Here is a 20,784-nt window from a genome sequence, read left to right on the forward strand (position 1 = left end):
TGAGATTGATTCTCATTGGCGCGGGTGCGGGGGTGCTTTACATGGGTGGGACGGCACCGTGCCGTGGCTCCGGCTCCAGAACCACGGCGTCCAGCCCGCTGTCCTGGAACCAGCAGCCATCCTGCGCAACCACTTCATGCTGCCCGCGCAGTTGAGGCCCCCGTGCATGCAGGCGTACCCGGGCGGTATGGCCGGTGGCCCAGGGCATGTCCTGGCCGAAGGGAACGATCAGCAGGGCTCGCGGCGACAGGTGCCCGGCTTGCAGGTTGCCTGGCGCAGGCGCCAGCCCCTGAAGGGATTGGCGCGCCTGGACCTCCACCCCAACCACCCAGGCCCAAAGAATGCTGGGCGCGCTCCTGGCCCAGACATGCAGCTGCAGCAGCGCACTGCCGCCGTTCTCAAGCGCGTGGGTACAGACCTGCACGCTGGCCGGCGCAGCGCTCCAGCCCGGCAGCCATTGCTGCAGGACATGCGCCATCTGGCGGGCATCCGGCTGCGCAGGCAGGCCGGGCGGCAGTTGCATGGACCGCCATGGCCGCTGCGCCAAAACAGCGGCGCACCGCTGCGCACACCACCAGGCGCCATGGGGATCGGCCTGCGCACAGGCGTCGGAGACCATGGGCAGCCGCGCCCAGCGCACCCTGCCCGTGGAGCCGCGTGCCTGGTAGTACCAGAACGAGTGGAAGCGCAGGCCGGGGATGAAACGGTGGAACAGGGTTTTGCTGGCTGCATTTTTCATGGGAAAAATTTAGCATAGCTATCAAAAAATGAAAAGCATTGCTAATGGTTTCGATTATTAGCATCGCTACATGAAAGTTTGGACCACCGAGCAAGAGGCGGCGAACCTGAAGCGCCTGCTCTCTACTGTGAAAAGCAAGGCCGAGTTCGCAGAGAAGGCCGGCATTCCCGGCGGCTCCTCCATGGTCTCCCAGCACCAAAGCGGCAACCGGCCCATCAGCCTGGAGGCGGGCATTGCGTATGCCAAGGGCTTGAAGGTTTCGCTTTTCGAAATCAGTCCCAGGCTGGTGAAGATGGTTTCCGATTTGCCGGCCCTGCTTCCAGATGGGGACACGCCCGGCACCAATCTGCCCGAGTTTCCCAAAGGATTGCGGCAATATCCCGTTCTCTCGCATGCCCAGGCTGCAGCCCTGGCAGATGACGGCGCATTCCCCGAGTCTGCTGAAACCCTGGACATCGAATTCGGCAAGGACAACGCATCGCCCGGTGCGTTTTTTCTTGCGCTGGAGGGCGATGCCATGTCGCCCGAATTGCGCGAGAGCGACCGCGTGCTGATCGATCCGCAGGCCAGCCCCCGGCCCGGCGACCATGTGCTGGCCAGGAATGGCAAGCGGCAGGTGCTGCTCAGAAAGTACCGCGTGCGCGGTGTGGGAGAGGACGGCATCGAGGTCTTTGATCTGGTACCGCTCAACGAAGACCATGCCGTGCTGCGCAGCGACAGGAACCGACTGGTTCTGCTGGGCACGGTGATCGAACACCGGCGCCGGCTGCGGGGAAGCTGACGATCGAGCTGTTTCGATAGACCGCCGCGCGGCCCCGGCGCCCCGCCTCCGTGCTCAGGGCGCAGCGGCAATCTCGGTCTGGCCATCGGGCCCGGCCACCAGAGTGACGGGCAGGATCTGGGCCAGCATGCGTGCGAACTCGGCGGGGCGGCTGGCCTGGTAGGTGCCGCCAATGCGCAGAGCCGCCACGGCCGGGTCGTGCACTACCAGGCCGGTCGGCCCGTAGCGCTCCAGTTCCACCAGGGCGTCGGCCAGGGGCGTGTTCTCGAAGCGGATCAGTCCCTTGCGCCACAGCGCAATGCTGCCGGGCGCCACAGCCGACACCGGACCGAGCACGCCTGCAGGCGACACGCTCAGGGCCTGGCCAGCGACCAGGTCGGCAGGCGTTGCCGCGCCTTGCGCACCGGCCACGCGCACATGGCCCTCCTGCACGGCCACCTTGGCGCTGCCCGCCTCCATGCCCGTGGCGCGATAGCGCACGGAAAACCGCGTGCCGCCCACGGTGACGCGCGCCGGGCCGGCCAGCACATGAAAGGGCCTGGCGCTGTCGGGCGCCACGGCGAACAGGATCTGCCCTTGCGTGATGCGCACCTCGCGCCGGTCGCGGTACAGAGTTACCTGCGCCTGGGTATCGGCATCCAGGGACAGTGCGGTGCCATCCGGCAAGGTGATGGTCTTGGCCTGGCCGCGTGGGGTCAGGTGGCTGCTGGTGAAGGTGGGCTGCTGCTGCCACTGGTGCCAGCCCACGCCCACGGCCAGGACCAGGGCAAGGGCAAGGGCCACCGTGCAGCACAGGGCCGCCAGGGCAGGTCGCGGCAGCAGGCGGGACCAGATCCAGCCTTGGCGCTCTTCGGAGGACGGGCGCTGCGAGGCCGGTTCCGGGTGTGCGTGAGGCGCTGACTGCGAGCGCCGGCGTGCCTGCTCCGCGCGCAGGCGCGCCTCCTGTTCGGGGGGAATGGACCGCGCTGCCGCCAGGCTCTGACCCAGGTGGCGCAAGGCGGCCTCGTGCGCCGTGCTGGCCGCCAGCCATTCAGTGAATTCGGCTTCTTCCTCGGCGGTCAGGCCTTGCTCCATGCGCGTGTGCCAGTCGGCCGCAGCGAGGTCGATGGGGTTTTGCCCGCGGAAGAACTCTTCCAGTTCGCGCACCTGCGCAGCCTTGTCCAGGGGCGCGGTGCAGGAGCGGTGGCGGCGCATGCGTGCGGCTTGCCGGTTTCAGAAGCTGGTCCAGTCCTGCGATTCGGCGGACGGCTTGGCCGCAGCCAGGCGTGCAGGGCTTGCAGGGCGCGCGCCAGCTGCGGGTCGTGCCGGTGCCGGCCTGGCCGGCGCCAGCGCAGATGCCGTGGCCGCGCGCGTGGGCACGGACGCCGGCAGCGGCGCCTGCAAACTCGGCTGCTGCGCCGCGCCACCCTGGTCGCCCAGGCGGAAGATGGCCACGGCCTGCACCAGGCGCTGGGCCTGGGACTTGAGGCTGGAGGCCGCCGCCGCGCTTTCTTCCACCAGCGAGGCGTTTTGCTGCGTGACTTGGTCCATCTGGCTCATGGCCTGCCCGACCTGGGCCACACCGGCGCTTTGCTCGTCGCTGGCATTGCTGATCTCGCCCATGAGGTCGGTCACGCGCTGTATGGATTGCAGCACCTCGGCCATGGTGGCGCCGGCCTGGTCGGCCAGCTCCGCGCCCTGGCTGACGCGCGTGGCGCTGTCAGTGATGAGCTGCTTGATCTCGCGGGCGGCCTGCGCGCTGCGCTGGGCCAGGGTGCGCACTTCGGCGGCCACCACGGCAAAGCCCTTGCCCTGTTCGCCGGCGCGAGCGGCTTCGACGGCGGCATTGAGGGCGAGGATGTTGGTCTGGAAGGCGATGGAGTCGATCACGCCCACGATGTCGCCGATCTGGCGCGAGCTGGCATGGATGTCCTGCATGGCGCCGACGACTTCCTGCACCACGGTGCCGCCCTTGACCGCCACCTGGCTGGCGCCGAGCGCGAGCTGGTTGACCTGGCGCGCGTTGTCCGCGTTCTGCTGCACGGTGGAGGACAGCTCGTCCATGGAGGCCGCCGTCTGCTGCAGCGCGCTGGCCTGCTGCTCGGTGCGGCGGCTCAGGTCGGCATTGCCCTTGGCGATCTGCTCGCTGGCCACGGCCACGCTGTCGGCGTTGTTGCGCACGTCGCTGACCACGCTGGCCAGGCTCTGGTGCATGGCGTTGAGCGAGGCCTGCACGCTGCCGGCGGGCGCTTCGCTGCGCAGCAGTCCGGGGTCGAGGTTGCCGTCGGCTATCTGGCGGGCGACTTCACCGAGCTGGGCCGGCTCGGCGCCCAGCGCGCGTGTCAGGCCGCGTGCGATCAGCCGGCCCATGAGCAGGGCCAGCACGAAGGCGACCGCGCTCATGCCGATCTGCATGTTGCGTTGCTGCACATAGGACTGCGTGGCCTGCTCCACCATGTCCTGGGCGTGCTGGCGCGTGAGCCGGCTGTACTCGTCGGTGGCCGCGATCAGCTGGGCCAGCAGCGGCCGGCACTCGCTGTTCATCTTGGCAATGGCCTCGTCCCGTTGCTGGCGCAGCGCCAGCGCGACGATGTCCAGCGCCACCGGGCCGTAGCGCTGCTCTATCTGGTCGATGCGGGCGACCAGGGCGCGTGCCTCCTCACCCACCCCGGGCGCGGCCACCAGGGCCTTGAGCTGGTCCAGCCGGTTCTTGACCTCGGCATGGGCGGCGTACACGGCCGCTTTTTCCAGCTCCAGGTCGGCTGGCGTGTTCACCAGCACCAGGTTGCGCGCCGCGATGGCACGGCTGTCCACGGCTGCGCGCACCTGTTCGGCCAGTTGGGCACGGGCGTTCACGCCATCGACGAACCGGGTCAGGTTGCGGTTGGCATCGTCCAGCGCCTGCAGGGCGGATACGGAAACCAGCGCGACCAGCAGAGCCAGGGCGGTGAAGGCGGCGTAGAGCTTGGTCTTGACGGTCCAGGTGCGGAGATTCATGGCGCTTTCCAGGTAGATGGTGCAAGTATCAGTTTTTATCAAAGAGTAAGTGATTAATTTGATAAAAGCCCTTTGAAAATTGTTAAATTTCCATGAGAAGTGACAAATTCAGACGAGGCATCGGTTCAGCGTCACCGCTGCGCTTCCCGTGCAGGCTGGATCAACAAAGCCCGCATTTCTTGACCGCCTGCGGGTGCTGCCCCTGCGGGACAGGCTGCGTCGGCGCTACAGTCGGTCCCCATCCCATGCATACCCCTCCCCACATCCAAGGCTGGTGCCCCGGCGCCTGGCAGCCCATGGCCTCCGGCGATGGGCTGGTGGTGCGCGTGCGCCCGCCGCTGGGGCGGTTGACGGTGGCCCAGGCGCGGCGCCTGGCGCGCCTGGCCCTGGTGCATGGCACTGGCGTGCTGGAGCTGTCCAGCCGCGCCAATGTGCAGCTGCGCGGCATTGCACCCGTTCGGCACGCCGCCGTGCTGCGCGCCCTGGCGGCCGTGGGCCTGCTGGACGCCGACGCGGGCCGCGAGCGCCGCCGCAACCTGGTGATCGACCCGCTGTGCCGGCCGCAGGAGTCGGTCCATGCGCTGGGCCAGGCCCTGCAGCAGGCACTGGATGCGGCCGACGACCTGGCGGGCCTGCCGGCCAAGTTCGGCTGGTCGGTGGAAGGCGCGCCGGGCCGGCTGGCCGGCGTGTCCGCCGATATCCGCCTGCAGCGCACAGCCACCGGCTGGCTGGTGCAGCCCGATGGACGGCAGCAGGCGCTGGCCGTGGCCGACGCAAGCCAGGCCGTGGCCGTGGGCCTGGCGCTGGCACGTTGGTTTGCCGACCAGGCCTCCCTTCGCCGCGCCCAGGGCTTGCGGCCCGGACGCATGGCCGCGGTGGCGGCGCAACTGCAGCCGCCTCCCGGACTGGACTGGGTGGAGACAGAAACCCCGGCCCACGGCGAAGGACCGGCGTCCGGTGCCGTGCCCGGCGTGGGCTGGATGCTGGGCGCGCCGCTGGGCCGCTTGCCGGCCGTGGCGCTGGCGCGGCTGCTGCGTGCGCTGCCCGTTCAGGCCGTTTTGCGTGTCACACCCTGGCGCATGCTGCTGGTGGGAGACGAAGACGCCGGAGCCGGCGCGGCCCTGCCCCGCTGGTGGGCGGCGGCGGGGCTGGACAGCGCCGCTGACTGGATCACCCACGCCCATGACCCGCGCCTGCGCGTATCCGCCTGTACCGGCGCGCCGGGCTGCACCCAGGCCCTGGGTCCCACGCAGACATTGGCGCTGGAGCTGGCGCCGCAGGTGCCGCCCGGCGCGCACCTGCATGTGACCGGATGCGCCAAGGGCTGCGCGCGGCAGGCGCCGGCCACGGTGGTGCTGCGGGCAGAAGGTGAAGACGAGGGCGAAGGCCCTTTCTATTCCGTAGTGCGCCATGGCCGTGCCGGGGATAGGGCGCAGGAGCAGCGGACCCTGGCCTCGGTGCGAGACAATCCGGGATTGCTGTTTTCAAAAGAATAATGCTGCACCGCTACGAAACCGATGGCGCCGAGATCTACCGGCAGTCCTTTGCCACCATCCGCCGCGAGGCGGCGCTGGAACGCTTCACGCCTGTCGAGGAACGTGTGGTGGTGCGCATGATCCACGCCGCTGGCTTGGTGGAGCTGGCCCCGCACGTGGCCTTCTCGCCGGGCATGGCCGAGGCCGCCGCGCAGGCCCTGCAAAACGGCGCGCCCGTGCTGTGCGACGTGCGCATGGTCAGCGAGGGCATCACGCGCTCGCGCCTGCCCGCCGCCAACCCCATCATCTGCACGCTGCAGGACGAGCGCGTGCCCGCGCTGGCCCGTGACATGGGCAACACGCGCAGCGCCGCCGCGCTGGAGCTGTGGCGCCCGCACCTGGCCGGGGCCGTGGTGGCTATCGGCAATGCGCCCACGGCCCTGTTCCACCTGCTCAACATGCTGCAGGACCCGGCCTGCCCCCGGCCGGCCGCCATCATCGGCTGCCCCGTGGGCTTTGTGGGTGCCATGGAATCCAAGCAGGCGCTGATGCAGGACCTGCCCGTGCCCTGCATGGCCGTGCACGGCCGCCTGGGCGGCTCGGCCATCACCGTGGCCGCCATCAACGCACTGGCCAGCCATGTCGAATAGGCAGCCGCGTCCCGGCCAGGGCGGGCCCGGCATTGTCTGCGTGGGCCTGGGCCCGGGCGACCCCGAACTCATGAGCGTCAAGGCCGACCGCCTGGTGCGCGGCGCCCGCCAGGTGGCGTTCTTCCGCAAGAAGGGCCGGCCCGGCAAGGCCCGCCAGCTGGTGGACGGCCTGCTGGCCCAAGGCGCTGCCGAGCACGCCATGGAATACCCGGTGACCACCGAGCTGCCCGTGGACAGCCCCGCCTATGTGGACCTGCTGGCGCGCTTCTATGACGACTGGTGCCTGCGCCTGGAAGCGCTGGCGCAGACCGGGCAGGTGGTGGTGCTGTGCGAGGGCGACCCCTTCCTCTACGGCTCCTTCATGCATCTGTATACCCGGCTGCGCGAACGCGGCCAGGTGCCGCTGGACGTGGTGCCCGGCATCCCCGGCATGGTGGGCTGCTGGCACGCCACGGGCGAGCCCATCACCTGGGGCGACGACGTGCTCAGCGTGATGACCGGCACCCTGTCGGAAGACGAGCTGGTGCGCCGCATGCAGACGGCCGAGGCCCTGGTGGTCATGAAGGTCGGCCGCAACCTGCCGCGCATCCGCCGCGCCCTGCAGCGCACGGGCCGGCTTGACGCCGCCTGGCTGGTGCAGAACGGCACCACGGACAGCGAGCAGGTCGCGCGCCTGGGCGATGTGTCCGACGACGCCTGCCCCTATTTCGCCATCGTGCTCGTGCACGGCCAGGGCCGCCGCCCGGAGGCCGCATGGTGAGCGCCGGTCGTCTGACGGTGGTGGGGCTGGGCCCGGGCGCACTGGACCAGATCACGCCCGAAGCCGCAGCCGCCTTGCACGCGGCCGACGATGTGGTCGGCTACCTGCCCTATGTGTCCCGCGCGCAGGCCCTGCTGGCGCAGGCGGGTCAGGGCCAGGCCGTGGCCTGGCATGCCTCCGACAACCGCGTGGAGCTGGAGCGCGCGCGCCAGGCGCTGGCGCTGGCCGCGCAGGGGCGGCAGGTGGTCGTGGTGTCCTCGGGCGACCCGGGCGTGTTCGCCATGGCGTCGGCCGTGTTCGAGGCCATTGAATCTGCCGATGCGGTGCAGGCTGCCGCCTGGCAGGCGCTCGATATCCAGGTGCTGCCCGGCATCACCGCCATGCTGGCCGCCGCCGCGCGCGCTGGTGCGCCGCTGGGCCATGACTTTTGCTGCATCAATCTCTCGGACAACCTCAAGCCCTGGCCGGTGATCGCGCGGCGCGTGGAACTGGCGGCCGAGGCCGACTTCGCCATGGCCTTCTACAACCCGCGCTCCAAGAGCCGGCCCGAAGGCTTTGTGCGCCTGCTGCAGCTGCTGCGCACCCGCTGCGAGCCGCAGCGCCTGCTGGTGTTCGCGCGCGCCGTGTCCACGCCCGAGGAACACTTGCACGTATGCACGCTGGCCGAGGCCACGCCCGAGATGGCTGACATGCGCACCGTGGTCCTGGTGGGCAACAGCGCCACGCGCCGCGTGGGCCGCTGGGTCTACACGCCACGCCACTACGGCATGGATGGCGGCGCGGAAGGTGCTGGCGGCGCGGGCGGTGCTATCGGCAGCACGCCATGAGCAATCCAGTGCAGCACCGCAGCCACCGACCCGGTGCGCTGGCGCTGCGGCAGCGCCGGGCGCTGCACCATCACCACGGGCAGGCCCAGGGCGCGTGCGGCATCGAGCTTGCCGCGCGTGGCCTCGCCGCCTGCGTTCTTGGCCACCAGCCATTCGATGCCGTGCGTGCGCAACAATGCTTCATCGTCTTCCGCGCTGAAAGGACCGCGCCCCAGCACTACCGTGGTGTGGGGCAGGGGCAGGCTGCCGGGCTCGGGCGCATCGACCAGGCGCAGCAGGTAGTGGTGCTGCGGCTGGCCCGCAAAGGCCGCAAGCTGCTTGCGGCCCACGGCCAGAAACACCCGGGCGGCTGCCTGGGGCAGGGCGGCAGCGGCGGCTTGCATGTCGGGCACGTCGATCCAGGCGTCGCCGGCACTGGCCTGCCAGGGCTCGCGCTCCAGCGCCAGCAGCGGCGTGCCGGTGGCGGCGCAGGCCTCGCAGGCATTGCGGCTCATCTGTGCGGCAAACGGATGGGTGGCATCGACCACATGGCTGATGGCCTGCCCGCGCAGGAATTGCGCCAGGCCCTGGGCGCCGCCAAACCCGCCCACGCGCGTGGGCAGGGGCTGGGCGACGGGCGACTGCGTGACGCCCGCATACGAGAACACGGCGGCAATGCCGGCGCGGTGCAGGGCCTGGGCCAGCTGGCTGGCGCCGCTGGTGCCGCCCAGCAGGAGAACATGGGGCATGACTGATCCCTGGTTGACATTGGTGGGCCTGAACGAAGACGGCCTGGACGGCCTCTCGCCCGCCGCGCTGCGCGCGCTGGACGCGGCCGAGACCGTCTTCGGCGGGCCGCGCCACCTGGCGCTGGCCGGTGCCGGCGAGCGGGGCCGTCCCTGGCCCGTGCCCTTTGACGTGGCACCCGTGCTGGCCTGCCGTGGCCGGCCCACGGTGGTGCTGGCGTCGGGCGATCCGTTCTGGTTCGGGGCGGGCGGCAGCCTGGCGGCGCATCTGGCGCCGCAGGAGTGGCGCTGCCACGCCCAACCTTCGACATTTTCGCTGCTGGCGTCCCGCCTGGGCTGGAAGCTGGAAGACACGGTCTGCCTGGGCCTGCACGCCGGCCACGTGGAGCAGCTGCTGCCGCACCTGTCGCCAGGCCGCCAGTCGCTGGTGCTGCTGCGCGATGGCGCCGCCGTGGCCGCATTGGCGGACTGGCTGGTGCAGGAAGGCTGGGGCGACAGCCGCCTGGAAGTCCTGGAATCCGTGGGCGGCCCGCGCGAGCGCCGCCGCGCATGGCGCGCCGCCGAAGCCGCCCAGGCCCTGGCCGCCGCCCCTGCCTGCGCGCCCGTGGCCGTGGCCGTGCTCGCCCAGGGCGGCGCGGCCCTGCCGCTGGTGCCGGGCCGGCCCAACCACTGGTACGCCAACGACGGCCAGATCACCAAGGCCCCGGCCCGCGCGCTGACCCTGGCGGCTCTTGCGCCGCGCCACGGCGAATGCCTGTGGGATGTGGGCGGCGGATCGGGCTCGGTGGCCGTGGAGTGGTGCCTGGCCGGTGGCTCGGCCATCAGCCTGGAGCAGCATGCGGCGCGTGCGGACAACATCCGCCACAACGCCCGGCGCTTCGGACTGCGGGCGCGCCTGCGCGTGGTGCAGGGCGTGGCGCCCGAGGCGCTGGCCGAACTGCAGGCGCTGGCCCGGCCCCAGGCCGTGTTCGTGGGCGGCGGCTTTGACGCCGAATTGTTCGAGCGCCTGCAGGCCCTCATGCCCGCAGGCTGCCGCCTGGTGGTCAATGCCGTGACGCTGGAGACCGAGGCCCTGCTGGTGCAACTGCAGGCCGAGCACGGCGGCCAGCTGCTGCGGCTGGAGATTTCCAGCGCCGAGCCGCTGGGCCGCATGCGCAGCTGGAAGGCTGCGCGGCCGCTGGTGCAGTGGAGCTGGCAGCGGTGAACCCGGACGAAGCCATCCCCCACCGCTGCGGCGTGCTGGGCCTGGGCCTGCACACCGACGCACTGCCCCATGCGCTGCAGGCGCTGTGGCAGCGGGCGCAGGCGCAGCTGCCGGAAAGCGCAGACGCAAGCGCCTGCGCGCCCCAGCCCATCTGCGCCGTGGCCGTGCTGGACACCAAGGCCGGCCACCCGGCGCTGGCCGCCTGGATGGCGGCTGTCGTGCCCACGGCCGTTCTGGTGCGCGTGCCGCCAGGGCAACTGCCTGGGCAGCCCGTGGTCACGCAGTCGCCGCGCATGCTGGCGCGCTATGGCACGGGCAGCGTGGCCGAGGCGGCGGCGCTGGCCGCCGCAGGCCCGCACTCCGCCCTGAGCGTGACCCGCCTGGTCGCGGACGATGGTAGCGCCACCCTGGCCCTGGCCGTGGGCCAGGGCGGACCTCTGAACTGTTGCCTGGCCCACGCCAGCCAGGCCAAGAACCAAGGAGCAACGGCATGACCGTGCATTTCATCGGCGCCGGCCCCGGCGCCGCCGACCTGATCACCGTGCGCGGGCGCGACCTCATGGCGGCCTGCCCGGTCTGCCTGTACGCAGGCTCGCTGATACCGCGCGAGCTGCTGGCGCACTGCCCGCCGGGCGCGCGCATCGTCAACACCGCCTCCATGAGCCTGGACGACATCGTGGCCGAGATCCAGGCCGCCGAGGCGCGTGGCGAAGACGTGGCGCGCCTGCACTCGGGCGACCTGTCCGTGTGGTCGGCCATGGGCGAGCAGCTGCGCCGCCTGCGCGAGGCCGGCATTGCCTACACCGTCACGCCCGGCGTGCCCTCGTTCGCGGCCGCCGCCGCCACGCTGGGCGCGGAGCTGACCCTGCCCGGCCTGTGCCAGTCCGTGGTGCTGACGCGCACTTCGGGCCGCGCCACGGCCATGCCCGAGGGCGAGAACCTGGCCGCCTTCGCGGCCACGGGCGCCGTGCTGGCCATCCATCTGTCCATCCATGTGGCCGCCAAGGTGCAGTCCGAGCTGCTGCCGCACTACGGCGCCGACTGCCCCGTGGCCATCGTCTGGCGCGCCAGCTGGCCTGACGAAACCGTGGTGCGCACCACGGTCGGCGGCCTGACCGAGGCCGTGGCCACCCACATGGAGCGCACGGCCCTGATCCTGGTGGGCCGCAGCCTGCAGGCCGAGGACTTCGGCGAAAGCCGCCTCTACGCGGCCGACTACGACCGCCGCTACCGCCCGCTGGGCGCCGAGCCGCGCTTTCCCGCCACCGATGTGCGCGGCGGCGCCGCGCTGGATACCGCGAGGGATACCTTGAGGGACACCGGGAGCGACACCGTGATCGACGTGCCCCTCGGGAACCCCGCCCCATGAGCGCGGCCCTGCCGCCCGTGGCGCTGAGCCTGATCGGCATCGGCACGGGCAACCCCGACCACCTCACGCGCGAAGCCCAGGCCGCCATGCAGGCCGCCGACCTGATCCTGCTGCCGCACAAGGGCGAGGACAAGGCCGAACTCGCCGCCCTGCGCCGCGACCTGTGCGATGCCGTGCTCACTGCGCCCGGCCCGCGCATCGAAGGCTTCGACATGCCCGTGCGCCGCAGCGTGGGCGACGACTACCTGGCCCAGGTCGATGAATGGCATGCGGCCATCACGCGCTGCTGGCAGGCGGCCATCACCCGTTCCCAGGACGGGGGGCTGCAGCCGCGCAGCCCCGGCCAGCCCTTGCAGGTCGCCCTGCTGGTCTGGGGGGACCCGGCGCTGTACGACAGCACCCTGCGCATTGCCGCGCGCATGCAGCCGGCGCCGCACAGCGTGCGCGTGGTGGCGGGCATCAGCTCCATGCAGGTGCTGTGCGCCGCGCATGCGATTGCGCTCAACGGCATAGGCCAGCCCTTCGTGGTGACCACGGGCCGCCAGCTGCGCGAGCAGGGCTGGCCGCCCGGCGTGGACACGGCCGTGGTGATGCTGGACGGGCAGTGCAGCTTCACCGAGCTGCCCTCCCACGGCCTGCACATCTGGTGGGGTGCCTACCTGGGCATGGACCGCCAGATGCTGGACAGCGGCCCGCTGGCCGAGGCCGCCCCGCGCATCGTGCAGGCCCGCGCCGCAGCGCGCGAGCGGCATGGCTGGATCATGGATATCTACCTGCTGCGGCGCGGCAGCTGAGGCCGAGGCTGCTGCCGACGCCGGCCCTCTAGCTGTACACCCCCTTCATCAAGGAATCCCGCCATGCAGATGGACAACATCCCCTTCAACACCACCGACTGGGCCGCCGTGGCGCCCACCGAGCATTCGGCCGAGGCCGGCCAGGCGTTCTGGCGCACGCAGAACTTCGGCAACATCCGCGTGCGCACGGTGGAGTACATGCCCGGCTATGTCTCCGACCACTGGTGCACCAAGGGCCATGTGCTGCTGTGCCTGGAAGGGGAACTGGAGACCGAACTGGCGGACGGCCGCCGCTTCACGCTGACACCCGGCATGAGCTACCAGGTGGCGGACAACGCCGAGCCGCACCGCTCGCGCTCGCCCAAGGGTGCCAGGCTCTTCGTGGTGGACTGAACCGCCCGCCACCATCGCCACGGACGTGGAGTGGCCTACGGCACGGAGGTGCCAGTGGGCTCATGCCCGGTCGGTGGAATGCCTGAAGGACGGATGGCTCTCGAAGTACGCAGCCATGGTCTTGGCGCGAGGAACTGCGGGCTGGCACCGTCGTGATGCCTTTTGACCTGCCGGTAGCGCTGCAGCGCGGCTATTTCCAGTGCGTGCTTGGCGTGCGGCGGCTCCGGCCCGGCTTTGCCGAGTTTCGACACTGGCCTGCGAATGAGGGCCTTGATATCGAAATCGTTGAATTGATATCATTGCCGGTGAACTCCATGAAAGGCTGCGCAATGGCCAATGTGACTGTGAGAAACCTGCCCGATGCCGTGCACCGGGCCTTGCGGGTACGCGCTGCCCACCATGGCCGCAGTACGGAGGCGGAAATCCGCGACATTCTGGAATCCGCCGTCCGGCCGGCAGAGCGTGTCAGGCTGGGCTCCATGCTGGCGTCGATTGCCCGCGAGGCAGGAGGACTGACCGACTCCGAAGCCGAGGGCTTCAACAGGCTGCGCGACAGGGCGCCGGCCGAGCCCATGGACTTTGAATGATCGTTGTCGATACCAACGTCATTTCGGAACTCTGGAGGCTTGAGCCCGACTCCAGAGTGCTTGCCTGGATGGACGCCCAGGCCATTGAAACGCTGCATCTGTCTGCCGTCACCGTGGCAGAACTGCGCTACGGCATTGCAGCGATGCCCGAGGGAAGGCGTCGCACGATCTACCAGGAGCGACTGGAGCATGAGGTTTTGCCGGCCTTCGCCGGCCGTGTCCTGGCCTTTGACCTGGACGCGGCAAAGGCCTATGCCGACCTGATGGCGAGCGCGAAAACGCAGGGCAAGGCCATCGCCAAGGCCGATGGCTATATCGCGGCCACCGCCATGGCGCATGGGCTGATGGTGGCAACGCGCGACACCAGTCCGTTCGAGGCCGGTGGGCTGCAGACCATCAATCCCTGGACGGCGGCGCCCTAGGGCCTGTTCACGCTAATGCGGGGATCGCGTTGCCCGGCTGCGCCGCCGCGCGCCTGGACTCGCCTGCATGAGCTCCATAGGCGTTGACGGTCATTGCGTGCTTCCTTCCAGGTGGGGAGCACAGAGGGTGGAGGGCAATGGTGACGGGCAGCGCATGGACACCACGCCGACCCCGCCACGGTCGTCCATCAACTCAGCGGCGAAGTAGGCATTGCCGATGGCGACAGCCCCTGGGGCCGGGCTTGTGCACAATGAAGAGCTTTCGCCCAGCCTCTTCACGCGATGCAGCAAGAACCCGACTTCCTCCACAACCTGAACCAGGAATTCCGGGACGGCAGGCGCTGGCTGGACCGCACCATCGTGCTGGCCTATGCCGCCGCCGCCGGGCTGTGCGTGGTGGCCTTCACGCTGATGGCGGACGCGGGCTTCGAATTCTTCGAGAGCATCTACCACTGGCAGGGCGGCTGGGCCGTGCTGCTGTGGATGCCTGCCGTCACGGCGGGCGCCGTGTGGCTCACGCGGCGCTGGGCGCCGGGTGCGGCGGGATCGGGCATTCCGCAGGTGATCGCCACGCTGGACCCGGCGCTGGACTCCACGCAGCGCGGGCGCTTCGTGTCGCTGTGGCTGTCCTTCGCCAAGATGGCGCTGGCCAGCGCAGGCTTTGCGGCGGGGCTGTCCATCGGGCGCGAGGGGCCGTCGGTGCAGGTGGCCGCCGGTGTCATGCACCATGCGCGGCGCTGGTTCGGCCCGCATTCGGGCATCAGCCACCATGCGCTGCTGGTGGCCGGCGGCGCGGCCGGCATTGCGGCGGCCTTCAACGCGCCGCTGGCCGGCGTGGTCTTCGCCATCGAGGAGCTGTCGCGCAAGCTGGAGTCACGCTCCAGCGGCCTGATCATCGCGGCCATCGTGCTGGCCGGCCTGATGGGCGTGTCGGCCTTCGGCAACCTCAGCTATTTCGGGCGCATCCAGGTGCCCCACCTGACCTGGGACGCGCTGCTGCCCGGCCTGTGCGTGACCCTGGCCTGCGGCGTGCTGGGCGGGCTGTTCGCCAAGCTGCTGGCCGCCTCGCTGACCCGCGCGCCCGAGCGGCTCAACCAGCTGCGCGCGCGCTTTCCCATCCGCTTCGCGGCGGCGGTCGCGCTGGTGATCGCCGTCATCGGCATGGTCACGGGCGGCGCCACCTTCGGCGCGGGCTCGGAAGCCGTCAAGCACATGCTGGCGGGCCAGGCCGACGTGCCTTCGTTCTACGTCACCCTGAAGTTCATCGCCACCTGGCTGTCGGCCTGGGTGGGCGTGCCGGGCGGCATCTTCGCGCCCTCGCTGTCCATTGGCGCGGGCGTGGGCCACAACGTGGCCGGCCTCATGGGCGCAGACATCGCGCCCGCCCTCATCGCCATGGGCATGGCCGCCTTCCTGGCCGCCGTGACGCAGGCGCCGCTGACGGCCTTCATCATCGTCATGGAGATGGTGGACGGCCACTCCATGGTGCTCAGCCTCATGGCGGCGGCCATGCTGGCCAGCCTGGTCTCGCGCATGCTGGCCCGGCCGCTGTACGAGACGCTGGCCCAGCACATGCTGAGCATGGTGGTCGCACCTGCACCTGCACCTGCTCCTGCGTCGGCACCCGCACCGGTGCCCGAGCAGGCCTCTCCCCCGAAGGACCAGGACAAGCCCGCAGGCGCCTGAAGCGGGCGCGCTTGGCTGACAGCCAATGGCGAATGGCGATGGCCTGGGTGTGCTGCACGCCACGCCATGCTCCCTTCCTGAGTCCGGACGCAAACCCAAGGAAAGGAACGCGCCATGTGGGAGGAAGTGGCCAACACCCTGGTCGAGGAATTTTCCAGCCTGCCCGATGCGGCCGAGGTCACGCGCGTCATGGTGCGCCTGCTGCTGGCGGCGCTGCTGGGCGGCATCGTCGGCTACGAGCGCGAGCACAAGGGCAAGGCCGCAGGCCTGCGCACCCACATGCTGGTGGCCATGGGCGCGGCGCTGTTCGTGCTGGTGCCCGAGCGCGGCGGCATGGACATTGCCGACATGAGCCGCGTGATCCAGGGCGTGGTGGCCGGCGTAGGCTTCCTGGGCGCGGGCGCCATCATCAAGCGCCACTCAGAGGAACAGGTACAGGGCCTGACCACGGCCGCCGGCATCTGGATGACGGCCGCCATCGGCGTGGCCTGCGGCCTGGGGCGCGAGGCCATCGCGCTGCTGGCCACGCTGCTGGCCATCGTCATCCTCGTGATGCTGCCGCACGTGGTCAGTGCGCCGCCCCCGCACGATGACGCGGAGCCGGACACCAAGCCGCGCGAGACCTGAGGGCGGGCTGCGGCTCAGGCGTGCGGCTGTGAGTCGGGTGGCGGGGACTTCGCCTGTGCCAGCAAACTGTCCCAATCGCCAGGAGGGTGCCCGTTGGCGAGCATTTTTCGGAACACCCTGTAGGCATCGTCGCTGCCCTCATAGGCTCGCCTGGTGTCCTCATCGTTGACCCAGGCGAACACGATGATTTTGCTGGGGGCGTGAAAGCGAAAGAACAGGCGGTACTGCTGGAAGAACCTGGCCCGAAACCAGTGCTTGTGCTCCTCGCCCAGGGTATGGCCCTGGCGGTAGTCTGGCCGCGTCGGATCCTGCGGGATGACATCGAATGCCAGCTTGCGGATCGCCGCCAATCGCTTGGTCGCGTTCTTGCGTGTGTACCCGCCAGGGTCCTTGGTTTTCAGACCCTCCACTTCCTGGCTCAACGCCTGCAGCTGGGCCAGGAAAAGCGGGTGCATGAATACCGTCCAGCCGTGAATGCGCAAGGGGGCGGGGGGTACGGCGCTCATTCGTCGTCTGCTGAAAGCGGTGCATCCAGATCGACCTCGATGCCTTCGGTCAGCGCCTGGATCTGCTGCGCTAGACGGGCATCCATGGTCTGCAGGCGCTCGGGGTGGGCTGCCATGTCCTGGGCCAGAAAGCCGAGAAACTGGCCCAGCACGGGATCGGCATCCTCGGTGGAGTCGGCGCGACTGAGCACGACCTCACCGCCGGGCAGGATGGTGTAGTGGATCCTGTCGCGCTTGCTCAAGTGCAATGCGCGGCGAACGGCTTCGGGAATGGTGGTCTGGTAGCGGTCAGTGAGCGTGGATTCGGCTTCAAGTGTCGAAAACATGATGGCATCTCCTGATAGGCTGCCATGCATGGTAATGCAGGTGCATTACCATGCCCGGGCGAAAGGTTCCTTCCCCAAAAAGCACGCGCATCCCGCCTCAGAAATCCACACTCGCACTCAGCGAGAACGTGCGCGGACCGCCCACCGTCAGGTAGCCCGAACCGGGGTAGCCGCCTACGGAGGCCCAGTAGTTGCGATCCGTCGCGTTGTCCACGCGCAGGCGCAGCGTGAGCAGCTTGCCCTGCACTTCGGTCATGTAGCGCACGCCCAGGTCCAGGCGGTTCCAGCCGGCCACGCGCAGGCTGTTGACATCGTTGGCGTAGCTGGCACCGGTGTGCACCAGGCGGCCGTCCAGCGCCAGGCCGTTGATGCCTGGCACATCCCATTCCACGCCCGCCGTGGCCTGGAAGCGCGGCACGCCGATGACGCGCTTGCCGTCGGTGGTGGCGCGGCCCGTGCTCTGCTGCCTGGCGTCCAGCCAGGTGGCGCCGCCCAGCAGGCGCAGGCCGCGCATGGGTTCGCCGAAGACGTTGAATTCCACGCCCTGGTGACGGTCCTTGCCGGCCGAGGTGAACAGGTTGCCGTCGATCAGCGAGCGCGGCTTGTCGGTGGAGAAGAAGGCCAGGCCGCCGCCCAGCTTGCCGCCGTCGTACTTGACGCCCACTTCCTTTTGCTTGGTCACGTAGGGCGACATCTGCTGGCCCGCGTTGGCGATGATGGTGTCGCCCGACTTGGCCGGCGCCGTGTCGCCCTGGGCCAGTCCCTCGATGTAGTTGCCGTACAGCGATACCTGGGGCGTGAGCTTGAACACCGCTCCCAGCACCGGGCTGGTGCGGCTCTGGTCATAGGCCGTGCGCACGCCGCCCTGGCTGGTGACTGCGCCGTTGCTGACGATGCGGTAGCTCACCGAGTCGGTCTCTATCGTCTGGCGACGCACGCCGGCCGTCACCAGCATGCGGCCGTCCATCAGCGACAGCGTGTCGCCCAGCGCAAAGCTGTTCAGGCGCGTGCCCCGGTTGTAGGCGGGGTTGGACAGGTCGTTGCCCAGGTAGTTGAGCGGCGTGATCGCGTAGTAGCGCGGGTCGTAGAGATTGGTGGCCAGCGTGTTGCTGCCCCCGCCGGTGCTCATGCCGTAGGCGTTGTAGACCTTGAGGTCGAAGGCAGAGTAGCTGGCCACGATCTCATGGCCCACGCTGCCCGTATTCAGGCGTGCGCGCACGCCCAGCTCGCCTGTGCTCACGCGGTCCTTGCGCGCGTTGTCGAAGCGGCTGGTGGTGGCCGCGCCATTGCCGGCCGCCGCCAGCGTGATGTTGGCCAGCGAGTTGTTCTCGGAGCTGCGGCGCAGGCCGTAGGCGGCCCAGGCCGTCACGTTGCTGTTGATGTCCCATTCGCCGCGCAGCGTGCCGAACAGGTCGCGCTCGTCGGAATAGGTCCAGGGCTGGGCCCAGTTGGAGGAAGCATCGGGCGCAGCAGCAATGGCGGCCAGCCCTGCGCCCGGCGTGACATTGGTGCGCGTGCGCTTGAGGCGGTTGTCCTGCCAGCCGATGTCGCCCGACAGGCGCACATTGCGGCTGCGCCAGTCCATGCCCACGGACAGCAGATCGAGCTTGGAGCTTTCCTGGTCGATGGCGGTATCGCCGCCACGGTGCGCGGCGTTCAGGCGGATGCCCGTGGCCTGGTCGGGGCCGAAGCGCCGGCTCACGTCGGCCGCCACGAAGGCCTGGCCGCCGCTGGCAATGCCTGCCGTCACGCGCGACAGCGGATCAGTGCCCGCGCGCTTGGGCAGCAGGTTGATGTTGCCGCCCAGGCCGCCGCCATTGGGGCTGGCGCCCATCAGAAAGGCCGATGCGCCGCGCAGCAGCTCCACGCGCTCGAACAGCTCGGTGGCGATGTACTGGCGCGGCAGCAACGCATACAGGCCGTTGTAGGCCACGTCGTCCGAGCCCAGCACGAAGCCGCGCACGAAGTAGGACTCCTGGAAATTGCCGAAGCCGCGCGCCACGCGCACGGAAGGATCGTTCTGCAGCACATCGCCCACGCTCTTGGCCTGGCGGTCCTGGATCAGCTCGTTGGTGTAGCTGGTGATGGAGAACGGCGTCTCCATGTTGTCGCGCGTGCCCAGAATCCCGGCCCGCCCGCCGCGCGCCACCTGGCCGCCCGTGTAGGGCCTGGACAGGCCTTCAGCCGACGCATCGGCGCTGGCCTCCACGGTGACGGTGCCCAGCTCGGGCGCGGCCGTTGCCGTGGAAGGGGCAGGCTGGGCCCATGCGGCGCCAGCAGACAAAAGAAGGGCCAGGGCCCCGGCGATCGGGGTCAGCGTGTGGAGGGGGGAGTGCATGGAGAAAACGGGATGAGAATGATTCCCAATAATTTTATCGATCCGACTCCCCCGTATGAGGCTTGTAGGGAGATGTGTCTGTTTGTGCCAACACTTGGTAGCGTCAGTCGTTGACGAGGAGTTCTCTCAGTTCAAATTACTGCACTATGAAATATTCTTTACCGGTGCAGAACTAAATGAATCTCCTTTTAAGCTCCTTTGATATATGCGCTATATCGATTGGATTTCCTGGGTTGGATTCGCAAAAAGCATGCAACACTGAAATGTAACTGTCGCCGAGCAGTTTAGTCAGTGTTCCCGCAGTGGTCGCTGCAATTGCTCCGCCGGCAACACTTCCAATTCCAGGTATTATTTTTAGCATTCCTGAAACAACGGTTCGTCCAACTAGTGTTACTGCGGAACCACCTAGGGCGCCAGAAATTAAAGTAGTGATTGCTGTTGTGTTTAACTCCATGCCGTAGGTTGAACCTATTTTTGCTAGCATTCCAATTTGTATTGGAAGTAAAACTACTGCATCTGAGAATGGAATTGGTATTGTTGCGGCGGCGACTGCCATGGCGGTTGCGGCTTTGACTTCAACTTCCGCTTGTTTCTTTTTTTCTACAAGCGCCCGCTTATTTCGAGTGGAGAGAGCATTGGTATAGGCGCGAGATTGAGCATCTGGTAAGAGTTTGGATGTTTCTTCAATTAGATTATCTAATCCGATGATGGGTAGTTTTACTTCTGCCTCTTCAATATATTCCTCCAGCGCGCGAACACCCAGAACACAATCGGCGTCGGGAATGAGTTCTTTGACTTTTTCGATGAATGGGTCGTTCCTCTTTGATTTCGTAACGACTACAATCAAAGGGATATTTTTTTCTTTAATGAATTTGCATAGATTTATCTCCGCATCCTCTACACGATCGGAGACAGATGGGATGCAAACCCATCCGATGTGAATATGCTCGTTTGGATCTTCACTTGCGGCGCGACGTAGAATCTCTTCCTCTAAATCATTTTTTATTTTCTCATAATCTTCAATCTCCAGTCCTTTGGTATCAATTATGGTAAGAGGATGCCCTGGTTTCGTGATCTCTTCGATTTTCTGTGTTACAGGCTTCCCCGAACCAGTCCTTGCGAAGTCGCCTCGGAATACAGAATTAATTAACGTGCTTTTTCCAACCCCAGTTTTTCCCGCAACCAATATGCACAAACGCCCCACTCCTTTTCTTGCATCTGTAATAGCTTGTTCAATTATCCTGTCAAAGGAATCGTCATGTGCCATTTTTGTTTCCATGAGCTCTGTTAATAGGTTGAGTTTAAGTTTGCTCTATTGCGTCAAACAGTAGAAGTGTATCAGATTGTTTTGAAAAAGAAAAGAGTACTAAGAAAAGAATTTATTGAAAATAACGCATTATTAATGAAATAAGATTAAATTTATTTACTTTAAATTTTAATTGTAATAGCTAAGGATAATCAATGAAATATGAATTTATTACATTAATTGCCCTTGAGAATTCTCTGAGAAATCTAGTTTTCCGAGATTTCATTTCAACCAAATCAGCGGCTTACGAACGATGGCTGGTTAAAAAACGGGGTTTGCAGACTTCCCTTAAT

At 67.7% G+C, this 20,784-nt stretch carries 22 protein-coding genes; 14 read left to right on the forward strand and 8 right to left on the reverse strand.

Translation table 11 applies throughout. The annotated features are described in order from the left end of the window. Positions 1–37 precede the first annotated feature (37 nt). Positions 38–739, reverse strand: a complete 702-nt coding sequence (locus tag AAN986_RS03865; RefSeq protein WP_047218754.1) for a hypothetical protein — start codon at positions 737–739, stop codon at positions 38–40. A 70-nt stretch (positions 740–809) separates the two neighbouring features. On the opposite strand from AAN986_RS03865, the gene AAN986_RS03870 reads away from it, so the two are divergent. Next, positions 810–1,520 carry a S24 family peptidase gene (locus tag AAN986_RS03870; RefSeq protein ID WP_082138106.1) on the forward strand — a complete coding sequence of 237 codons (711 nt, stop codon included), beginning with the start codon at positions 810–812 and terminating at the stop codon, positions 1,518–1,520. A gap of 54 nt (positions 1,521–1,574) precedes the next feature. Here AAN986_RS03870 and AAN986_RS03875 read toward each other — a convergent pair whose 3' ends face one another. Continuing rightward, the gene (locus AAN986_RS03875; RefSeq protein WP_047218753.1) at positions 1,575–2,714 is read right to left on the reverse strand and encodes a FecR domain-containing protein; all 1,140 of its coding nucleotides are present in this window, start codon (positions 2,712–2,714) and stop codon (positions 1,575–1,577) included. An 18-nt stretch (positions 2,715–2,732) separates the two neighbouring features. Next, the gene (locus AAN986_RS03880; protein ID WP_047218752.1) at positions 2,733–4,496 is read right to left on the reverse strand and encodes a methyl-accepting chemotaxis protein; all 1,764 of its coding nucleotides are present in this window, start codon (positions 4,494–4,496) and stop codon (positions 2,733–2,735) included. A gap of 245 nt (positions 4,497–4,741) precedes the next feature. On the opposite strand from AAN986_RS03880, the gene cobG reads away from it, so the two are divergent. The 4 genes from cobG to cobJ are packed head-to-tail and all read left to right on the forward strand — an operon-like array spanning position 4,742 to position 8,208. Further along, the gene (cobG, locus tag AAN986_RS03885) at positions 4,742–5,992 is read left to right on the forward strand and encodes a precorrin-3B synthase (RefSeq protein WP_047218751.1); all 1,251 of its coding nucleotides are present in this window, start codon (positions 4,742–4,744) and stop codon (positions 5,990–5,992) included. Continuing rightward, on the forward strand, positions 5,992–6,621 hold the full coding sequence (locus AAN986_RS03890; protein WP_013800507.1) for a precorrin-8X methylmutase: 630 nt from the start codon (positions 5,992–5,994) through the stop codon (positions 6,619–6,621). The genes cobG and AAN986_RS03890 overlap by 1 nt, the downstream gene beginning before the upstream one ends. Then, entirely contained in the window at positions 6,611–7,381 is a 771-nt protein-coding gene (cobI, locus tag AAN986_RS03895) for a precorrin-2 C(20)-methyltransferase (protein ID WP_047218750.1), read from the forward strand. The genes AAN986_RS03890 and cobI overlap by 11 nt, the downstream gene beginning before the upstream one ends. Next, positions 7,375–8,208, forward strand: a complete 834-nt coding sequence (gene cobJ, locus AAN986_RS03900; protein ID WP_047218749.1) for a precorrin-3B C(17)-methyltransferase — start codon at positions 7,375–7,377, stop codon at positions 8,206–8,208. The genes cobI and cobJ overlap by 7 nt, the downstream gene beginning before the upstream one ends. On the opposite strand, the gene AAN986_RS03905 is transcribed toward cobJ, so the two are convergent. After that, complete coding sequence (locus tag AAN986_RS03905) at positions 8,142–8,936, reverse strand: cobalt-precorrin-6A reductase (protein ID WP_047218805.1); 795 nt, start codon at positions 8,934–8,936, stop codon at positions 8,142–8,144. The genes cobJ and AAN986_RS03905 overlap by 67 nt on opposite strands. On the opposite strand from AAN986_RS03905, the gene cbiE reads away from it, so the two are divergent. From cbiE to AAN986_RS03950, 9 genes are all read left to right on the forward strand, one after another. Next, positions 8,935–10,137, forward strand: a complete 1,203-nt coding sequence (cbiE, locus tag AAN986_RS03910) for a precorrin-6y C5,15-methyltransferase (decarboxylating) subunit CbiE (protein ID WP_349335575.1) — start codon at positions 8,935–8,937, stop codon at positions 10,135–10,137. The two genes, AAN986_RS03905 and cbiE, sit on opposite strands and share 2 nt — an antisense overlap. Continuing rightward, entirely contained in the window at positions 10,134–10,631 is a 498-nt protein-coding gene (locus AAN986_RS03915; protein WP_047219211.1) for a cobalamin biosynthesis protein, read from the forward strand. Before cbiE ends, AAN986_RS03915 begins: the two co-directional genes overlap by 4 nt. Continuing rightward, positions 10,628–11,506: a precorrin-4 C(11)-methyltransferase gene (gene cobM / locus AAN986_RS03920; protein WP_047219177.1), complete on the forward strand. Its 879-nt coding sequence runs from the start codon at positions 10,628–10,630 to the stop codon at positions 11,504–11,506. The genes AAN986_RS03915 and cobM overlap by 4 nt, the downstream gene beginning before the upstream one ends. Continuing rightward, positions 11,503–12,300 (forward strand): precorrin-6A synthase (deacetylating), encoded by a 798-nt coding sequence (cobF, locus tag AAN986_RS03925; protein WP_047219178.1) that lies wholly within the window; start codon positions 11,503–11,505, stop codon positions 12,298–12,300. Before cobM ends, cobF begins: the two co-directional genes overlap by 4 nt. A 63-nt stretch (positions 12,301–12,363) precedes the next feature. After that, positions 12,364–12,693, forward strand: a complete 330-nt coding sequence (locus tag AAN986_RS03930) for a DHCW motif cupin fold protein (protein WP_047219179.1) — start codon at positions 12,364–12,366, stop codon at positions 12,691–12,693. 329 nt (positions 12,694–13,022) lie between these two features. Beyond that, the gene (locus tag AAN986_RS03935) at positions 13,023–13,280 is read left to right on the forward strand and encodes a plasmid stability protein stbC (protein ID WP_047219212.1); all 258 of its coding nucleotides are present in this window, start codon (positions 13,023–13,025) and stop codon (positions 13,278–13,280) included. Further along, positions 13,277–13,702: a type II toxin-antitoxin system VapC family toxin gene (locus AAN986_RS03940; protein WP_047219180.1), complete on the forward strand. Its 426-nt coding sequence runs from the start codon at positions 13,277–13,279 to the stop codon at positions 13,700–13,702. The genes AAN986_RS03935 and AAN986_RS03940 overlap by 4 nt, the downstream gene beginning before the upstream one ends. Positions 13,703–13,984: 282 nt before the next feature. Next, complete coding sequence (locus tag AAN986_RS03945) at positions 13,985–15,388, forward strand: chloride channel protein (protein WP_047219181.1); 1,404 nt, start codon at positions 13,985–13,987, stop codon at positions 15,386–15,388. Between the two features lie 114 nt (positions 15,389–15,502). Next, positions 15,503–16,015 carry an MgtC/SapB family protein gene (locus tag AAN986_RS03950; protein WP_016448386.1) on the forward strand — a complete coding sequence of 171 codons (513 nt, stop codon included), beginning with the start codon at positions 15,503–15,505 and terminating at the stop codon, positions 16,013–16,015. 14 nt (positions 16,016–16,029) lie between these two features. Here the strand turns inward: AAN986_RS03950 and AAN986_RS03955 are convergent, their stop codons facing one another. From AAN986_RS03955 to AAN986_RS03970, 4 genes are all read right to left on the reverse strand, one after another. Further along, positions 16,030–16,521 (reverse strand): type II toxin-antitoxin system YhaV family toxin, encoded by a 492-nt coding sequence (locus tag AAN986_RS03955; RefSeq protein ID WP_047219182.1) that lies wholly within the window; start codon positions 16,519–16,521, stop codon positions 16,030–16,032. After that, positions 16,518–16,847 (reverse strand): type II toxin-antitoxin system PrlF family antitoxin, encoded by a 330-nt coding sequence (locus AAN986_RS03960; RefSeq protein WP_043790977.1) that lies wholly within the window; start codon positions 16,845–16,847, stop codon positions 16,518–16,520. Before AAN986_RS03960 ends, AAN986_RS03955 begins: the two co-directional genes overlap by 4 nt. A 97-nt stretch (positions 16,848–16,944) precedes the next feature. Further along, positions 16,945–19,185, reverse strand: a complete 2,241-nt coding sequence (locus AAN986_RS03965; RefSeq protein ID WP_349335576.1) for a TonB-dependent receptor — start codon at positions 19,183–19,185, stop codon at positions 16,945–16,947. 172 nt (positions 19,186–19,357) lie between these two features. Next, the gene (locus AAN986_RS03970; protein ID WP_156179956.1) at positions 19,358–20,452 is read right to left on the reverse strand and encodes a GTPase; all 1,095 of its coding nucleotides are present in this window, start codon (positions 20,450–20,452) and stop codon (positions 19,358–19,360) included. Between the last annotated feature and the right edge of the window lie 332 nt (positions 20,453–20,784).

Source organism: Delftia sp. DS1230, from assembly GCF_040112715.1.
In the GTDB taxonomy this organism is placed as follows: Bacteria; Pseudomonadota; Gammaproteobacteria; order Burkholderiales; family Burkholderiaceae_C; genus Comamonas; species Comamonas tsuruhatensis.

Coding starts and splice junctions, on each gene's coding strand:
- AAN986_RS03930 (WP_047219179.1), top strand. CDS start 12,364: ATGCAGATGGACAACATCCCCTTCAACACCACCGACTGGGCCGCCGTG.
- AAN986_RS03950 (WP_016448386.1), top strand. CDS start 15,503: ATGTGGGAGGAAGTGGCCAACACCCTGGTCGAGGAATTTTCCAGCCTG.
- AAN986_RS03945 (WP_047219181.1), top strand. CDS start 13,985: ATGCAGCAAGAACCCGACTTCCTCCACAACCTGAACCAGGAATTCCGG.
- AAN986_RS03870 (WP_082138106.1), top strand. CDS start 810: ATGAAAGTTTGGACCACCGAGCAAGAGGCGGCGAACCTGAAGCGCCTG.
- cobF (WP_047219178.1), top strand. CDS start 11,503: ATGAGCGCGGCCCTGCCGCCCGTGGCGCTGAGCCTGATCGGCATCGGC.
- AAN986_RS03955 (WP_047219182.1), bottom strand. CDS start 16,521: ATGAGCGCCGTACCCCCCGCCCCCTTGCGCATTCACGGCTGGACGGTA.
- AAN986_RS03940 (WP_047219180.1), top strand. CDS start 13,277: ATGATCGTTGTCGATACCAACGTCATTTCGGAACTCTGGAGGCTTGAG.
- AAN986_RS03965 (WP_349335576.1), bottom strand. CDS start 19,185: ATGCACTCCCCCCTCCACACGCTGACCCCGATCGCCGGGGCCCTGGCC.
- cobG (WP_047218751.1), top strand. CDS start 4,742: ATGCATACCCCTCCCCACATCCAAGGCTGGTGCCCCGGCGCCTGGCAG.
- AAN986_RS03905 (WP_047218805.1), bottom strand. CDS start 8,936: ATGCCCCATGTTCTCCTGCTGGGCGGCACCAGCGGCGCCAGCCAGCTG.
- cobI (WP_047218750.1), top strand. CDS start 6,611: ATGTCGAATAGGCAGCCGCGTCCCGGCCAGGGCGGGCCCGGCATTGTC.
- cobJ (WP_047218749.1), top strand. CDS start 7,375: ATGGTGAGCGCCGGTCGTCTGACGGTGGTGGGGCTGGGCCCGGGCGCA.
- AAN986_RS03960 (WP_043790977.1), bottom strand. CDS start 16,847: ATGTTTTCGACACTTGAAGCCGAATCCACGCTCACTGACCGCTACCAG.
- cbiE (WP_349335575.1), top strand. CDS start 8,935: ATGACTGATCCCTGGTTGACATTGGTGGGCCTGAACGAAGACGGCCTG.
- AAN986_RS03880 (WP_047218752.1), bottom strand. CDS start 4,496: ATGAATCTCCGCACCTGGACCGTCAAGACCAAGCTCTACGCCGCCTTC.
- AAN986_RS03890 (WP_013800507.1), top strand. CDS start 5,992: ATGCTGCACCGCTACGAAACCGATGGCGCCGAGATCTACCGGCAGTCC.
- cobM (WP_047219177.1), top strand. CDS start 10,628: ATGACCGTGCATTTCATCGGCGCCGGCCCCGGCGCCGCCGACCTGATC.
- AAN986_RS03865 (WP_047218754.1), bottom strand. CDS start 739: ATGAAAAATGCAGCCAGCAAAACCCTGTTCCACCGTTTCATCCCCGGC.
- AAN986_RS03935 (WP_047219212.1), top strand. CDS start 13,023: ATGGCCAATGTGACTGTGAGAAACCTGCCCGATGCCGTGCACCGGGCC.
- AAN986_RS03970 (WP_156179956.1), bottom strand. CDS start 20,452: ATGGCACATGACGATTCCTTTGACAGGATAATTGAACAAGCTATTACA.
- AAN986_RS03875 (WP_047218753.1), bottom strand. CDS start 2,714: ATGCGCCGCCACCGCTCCTGCACCGCGCCCCTGGACAAGGCTGCGCAG.